We start from the raw sequence: 5,487 nt of genomic DNA on the forward strand, positions 1-5,487 counted from the left end.
AAGTAAATTATAATAACTTTGATTAGATTCAAAAACTACATTATATTGCTTCTGTAAATAGTTTTGTAAATCTGATAATCTGAGATAATATTGTGCCCTTAACCACTCAATTATTTGCTCTTTTTCTTCGTCCTTTAAGTAACCTTGTGTTCCTTTATGCAGGTCGTATTGACTATGTGAAAGGTCTCCGTCAAATGTTGGAAGCTTTTGAACGTTTGTGAGAACGTCGCCCAGATTTGCATGGCAAGGTTAACTTTATTGTTAGTTGTGTTGCTCCAGCAAAAGGAATGCAAATTTATGACACTGCTAAACAAGAAATTGAGCAATTAGTAGGGAAAATCAACGGGCGGTTTACTAGGTTTTCCTCTGATTGGATTCCAGTTTTGTTGTCTACAGAAGCTTTATCTTATCAATCACTTTTAGGTTATTTTGCTGCCTCCGATATCTGTTGAACTACTCCTTTGAGAGACGGTCTGAATTTAGTGGCAAAAGAATATATTGTTACTCGCCAAAATAGAGATGGGATATTAATATTGTCTGAGTTTGTGGGTGCAGCAGTGGAATTGCCAGAAGCTATTTTAACAAATCCTTACTCTGTTAAGTCTATGGATAATGCCATTGAACAAGCATTAGAAATGCCTATGGAAGAACAAAAGCAAAAAATGACAAAAATGTATGAAACTGTTTGGAAATATGATGTGAGATGTTGGGCAGATAATATGTTTGAGCTGTTTCAAAATACCACCCATGATGTAGTTTATGAATAGTAGAAGGTTTCTCTGTAAAGATATAACAATAGTTCATTAATTGATAATGGATAATTGATAATTACCTCTGGTTAAAACCGGAATTGAATATAAGGAATATTTTCTTTTTTTTTCTTAAAATAGTCCGCTTTAAACCAGAATAATTAATAATTATTAATTTGTAAATTGTTCTAAGAGGTCATTTCAGTTATCAGTTATCAGTACCGACCACTAAAGCCGGAGGCTTGAAATACTGAACTGAATATTTCTTTCATCCCCTTAAAAGAGGAGGCTTTAGACCTCATTTTTTGGTAATAAAAGAGAAAAATTACTGCACCTAATAAAATTTAAGAAGCAAGGAGATAACATCATACTTAATTGAATACTTATAAATAATTAGAGGGCAGTCAAAACTCAGAATTCACCAAGTCAGCAAAAAAGAATTTATACCAAATCTGATTACTATAGACCACAATCTTAGGACTCGTTTCATTAATGGATAATGGATAATGGATAATTACCTCTGGTTAAAACCGTTACGGAATTGAATATAAGGAAATATTATTTCTTCTCTTGGTCGATTGGATATGGTTAGGAAACCCATCCATTCCACCCTACGGGAAGCTGCGAAGATCGACCGCTTTTTTTCCCCTTGTAGAGCGACAGCTCGCGGCGCAGCCAAGGGGAGGCTTTTGACCTGAATTATTTAATTAACAATTATTAATTATTAATTATTCGGTAAAAATAACTATTACAGTTTTTTTGATGGAAGCTGTATTTCACAATTTATCCCAGATAAAATTTGTACAACTTATTTTTACATGGCTCCTTACTATCGGCATTAACTGACATTTTGACTTGTTATATTAAATCCGTTTAATTCGGTATAAAAAAATGTTCCATCTTCAACCATTACCAAATATTTCTCGAGTTCCCCTACTCCCCTACTCCCCTACCCACCATCTAATTACACTGATGCTACCGGATTTGATCTTACTGTGATTGGAGCCAGGAAAAGTGTTACAAGGAAGTTGAATACTATCCTCAATTTATGGCAGAAAATTTCATTCCAGATTATGTTATGGAAAGTACTGAGTATTCTCAGAAGACAGGAGTTACTGCTGAGTTTCTTTAGCTATTTTGGTCTAGCAAAATCTTTCATCTTAACTTATGGGTAGAGTGTGAATAGATGAAAAGATTAATGGTCATTTTTATGTAAATTACTATTAACCTACTCTACTAACTTCTATCAAAAATTGAGTAATTAACTAACAGGTAAAAATCATAAATTATGGTAAGTAAAATATCTCAAGCTGATAAAAGAAGAGAAATTATTAGAACTTTAAACTCTGCTTATCCAGTATCGAGGGAAAAGGCAACTTTAGTTATTCTAGGTGCAGGTGCATGGGGTTCTGCTTTAGCAAAATTGGCTGGTCATAATCAACATGAAATACGTTTATGGTCTCGTAGCTTGAATGTCAATTTATCAGAAATACTCCAAGATGTTGATATTATAGTTTCGGCAATTTCTATGAAAGGAGTCAATGAAATGGCAGAAAAAATCAAAAAAATTGGATTATCAGAAAAGGTAATTATTGTGACTGCTACAAAAGGATTAGATCCAGCAACAAGGCGGACTCCTTCTCAGATTTGGGAAACAAATTTTCCTAATAATTCAGTTGTGGTTTTATCTGGTCCTAATTTATCAAAAGAAATTAATGATAAATTACCTGCTGCAACGGTAGTTGCTAGTAAAAATAAGTTAGCAGCAACAGCAGTACAAAATATTTTTGCTTCTGGTTTATTTCGGGTTTATAGTAGTCCCGATCCTATTGGTACAGAGTTAGGTGGAACCTTGAAAAATATTATTGCTATTGCTGCTGGAGTTTGTGATGGTTTGGAACTTGGTACTAATGCTAAATCAGCTTTATTAACTCGTGCTTTGACAGAAATGATTCGGGTTGGTAATCATTTAGGTGGACAAACTGAAACTTTTTTTGGGTTATCTGGTTTAGGAGATATGTTGGCAACTTGTAGTAGTTCTTTGAGTAGAAATTATCGGGTTGGTTATGGTTTAGCTCAAGGTAAAAGTTTGGAGAAAATTTTAGCAGAATTACAAGGTACTGCTGAGGGTGTTAATACTACGAATGTTTTGATAGATATTGCTTACCGAGAAGAAATTCCTGTGCCTATTTCTCGTCAGGTTTTTCTTTTATTAAATGGAAAGATTACTCCTGAAGAAGCAGTAGTAGCTCTGATGGAAAGGGATTTGAAAGCTGAATTTTGTGATTGATTCTCAACTGCAAACTCCAAAACTTGTGGATTAGTAATGTATTTTTTCTGTGAGGTAGTTAAGCAAAATTAATTGGGGTTTGCGTATGGAAAGTCTTTTGGTAGGAGTAGGAGACAGGAGACAGAAGAAATGGTAATGAGCGAGGAGGTAGGAGTAATAATTGTCCCAAGATTGTTATGCCATAATCGTCCCAAAATAATAGCTTTTTGCAGCTCTTGCCACTGAAAAGCTCGCACTTTTTTAGAGCAAAAAATAATGCTACAATCTTTATCTTTCAATGCTTTGATATTTAATCAGCAAGCCCTAATTGTATATTTACGGTTCTTGCTTATTAAGTATATTTTTGTTCTCTGTTATCTACTTTTATCAAATGTCAAATTAATTTTCATGGATACCTATAGTAGAAAATAATATTATGTTCGGATAATCAGTTATAAATAAAAATTAAGGACTGATAGTACCGACAGTACCAAAGAAATACTGAAATTCTTAATACTATTCCTCCTATTATTTCCTCCTGAGTCCTGACTCCTGAGTCCTGACTCCTGAGTCCTGACTCCTAACAACAGTTATCTATAAGTATTCAACCGTTAGCGTAGCTCCCCCGGAGGGGGAACATGATATAATTCCATAAGGCAATAAGCAAAGGTGGAAAAAAAATCAAACCGTATTCGATTCATCATCAGCCTATCTCCAAACCAACCCTTTCTTTAGTTATGTTTTTATAGCATAGCTGCACGAATATTTGTGATTGTTAACATTAAAATAGCAAATATTCCTGAAATCCTCATCCTCATAGTTTCAGAAAAATTAGTTTTTCCCCTGATGCTAAGATTTTCTCAAAATTGATCTGATAATAAACAGAGTAAAACTCAGCCTAAGAACAAAAACTAGCTAGGCAGTAGAACTAATATAGGAAAAATGTATTGGATATAGAGACTAGGAAATGGCAATACTGCTGATGCCATGCTTCTCTATCACTTCGACAGATTCAGGAGATGAAGATTCTATCTCCCAATCTGGGAAAACTTTACGGATAACCTGAATATGAGGCTCAACCTCAATCCAAAGCCTTGCTCCGCCAGCCTGACTGCGATTTGGCTTGTGAGGTCTGTAGATGATTTTGCAAGGTCCGACTATTTCCGCTTCATGGCATCTATGATTGCGATCGCCTTGTTTAACAGAGATAGCCGGATCGCTGGTACCGTTGTCTCGGTTATCATCAATTACCTTTCGCACAATGTGAATAAAGGTATTGCCTGTACGCTTTCCTTTGTTCCAAGTACCTTGTGGACCTCGAAGACCAGGGGTTATTTCAGGCATTCCCCGATTGTTTAGAGGAATTGCCCAAAATCTACCTTTTTTCTTCGCTCCAATAACCCGACTTTGTTTCAAGAGCAGTCTGAGTCTGGCAGTAGAAATATTTAAGAGGAATGCTGCTTCCGTGGTTCCTACTAACATTGGCCTAAACTATTTCGGAATGATTTTTCAAATATACCACGCTAAAGTGTTCTGAAAAATTTTTCAGAATTTATAAGAGTGGTAAATAAGTAGTAAAATTTATTATACCATTTCTGGATGATTTAAGTATAATAAAAATGTTCTATTGAAGCGATCTGGAAGGAATATCCCAAATTTCTGCTCCGTTTCTAGTGTTCGGTTTTGAATTTACCGAAAAATTGTGGGTATGCGCCTCCCCTTTTAAGGGAATAAAAAGCGGTTGATCTTCGGAGCTTCCCGTAGGGTGGGATGGCGTACTTCGGAGCGGCTTTGTCACTCTTCGGGTTTCGGAGCTGGCCAACCATCGACCAAGAGAAAAGAGAATATTCCTGATGTCAAGTCTCCTGATTACAGAGCTACTGATAACTGAGACACCTACCACCTACCACCTCAGAAGTTTACCGGAAAATTGGGGTAGGCGCCTCCCCCTTTTAGGGGGACTTTTTGTTAATTAGGGCTGGCAAGTACTTTATTTGTCTGCGATAATTTGATCGTAGCATTATGGCACTCCAACTTTTCTATGCTCGTCTACGAGATGAAAATGCAAGGCACAGAAAATCATTACAGAAAGCTAGATTCAGCTATTCTTACTGGTAGATTTGTGCCTAACAGCATTATCAGAGCTTGGATAGATGGAGAAGTCAGTCATCATAAAAGATGCCTATAAATATTGTACGGTACTAGCTCATAATAGGTCGTTTGCCTGGACAAAGCAATTAAACTCCATGGCTAGGCAAGCTCATGCTGAGAGAGCGTGGGCAGCAATAGAAAGATTTTATCGAAACTGTCAAGCACAGGTTAAAGGCAAAAAAAGTTTTCCCAAATTTGTGCGATGTAGAAAGTTAAGTTAAATGAGTACAGAGCAGTCTCTGTTAGTGGATTCTGTCCCACTATCCCCACATAAAAGAGTCTATGACTCCGGTCACATTGATAGTAAGTAATGAACTC

The 5,487-nt window shown here is 36.1% G+C and carries 3 protein-coding genes and 3 pseudogenes; 4 read left to right on the plus strand and 2 right to left on the minus strand.

Features of this window, described 5'->3' with window-relative positions:
* A pseudogene (locus tag F6K18_RS37430) lies at positions 1-159 on the minus strand (IS630 family transposase); the annotation flags it as partial.
* 77 nt (positions 160-236) lie between these two features.
* Between F6K18_RS37430 and F6K18_RS35665 the strand changes: the two are divergent.
* The 3 genes and pseudogenes from F6K18_RS35665 to F6K18_RS35675 all read left to right on the plus strand — a co-directional run bounded on the left by F6K18_RS35665 (position 237) and on the right by F6K18_RS35675 (position 3,264).
* Positions 237-767 (plus strand): annotated as a pseudogene (locus F6K18_RS35665) (trehalose-6-phosphate synthase).
* 1,270 nt (positions 768-2,037) lie between these two features.
* Positions 2,038-3,039 carry an NAD(P)H-dependent glycerol-3-phosphate dehydrogenase gene (locus F6K18_RS35670; RefSeq protein ID WP_287528057.1) on the plus strand — a complete coding sequence of 334 codons (1,002 nt, stop codon included), beginning with the start codon at positions 2,038-2,040 and terminating at the stop codon, positions 3,037-3,039.
* Positions 3,040-3,111: 72 nt separating this feature from the next.
* On the plus strand, positions 3,112-3,264 hold the full coding sequence (locus F6K18_RS35675) for a hypothetical protein (protein ID WP_287528059.1): 153 nt from the start codon (positions 3,112-3,114) through the stop codon (positions 3,262-3,264).
* Between the two features lie 714 nt (positions 3,265-3,978).
* On the opposite strand, the gene F6K18_RS35680 is transcribed toward F6K18_RS35675, so the two are convergent.
* Positions 3,979-4,500 (minus strand): DNA-binding protein, encoded by a 522-nt coding sequence (locus F6K18_RS35680; RefSeq protein ID WP_287528061.1) that lies wholly within the window; start codon positions 4,498-4,500, stop codon positions 3,979-3,981.
* Positions 4,501-5,059: 559 nt separating this feature from the next.
* Here F6K18_RS35680 and F6K18_RS37435 point away from each other — a divergent pair.
* Positions 5,060-5,366, plus strand: a pseudogene (locus F6K18_RS37435) (RNA-guided endonuclease TnpB family protein); the annotation flags it as partial.
* Positions 5,367-5,487: the final 121 nt, after the last annotated feature.

Source organism: Okeania sp. SIO2C2 (assembly GCF_010692625.1).
GTDB classification, from domain to species: domain Bacteria; phylum Cyanobacteriota; class Cyanobacteriia; order Cyanobacteriales; family Microcoleaceae; genus Okeania; species Okeania hirsuta.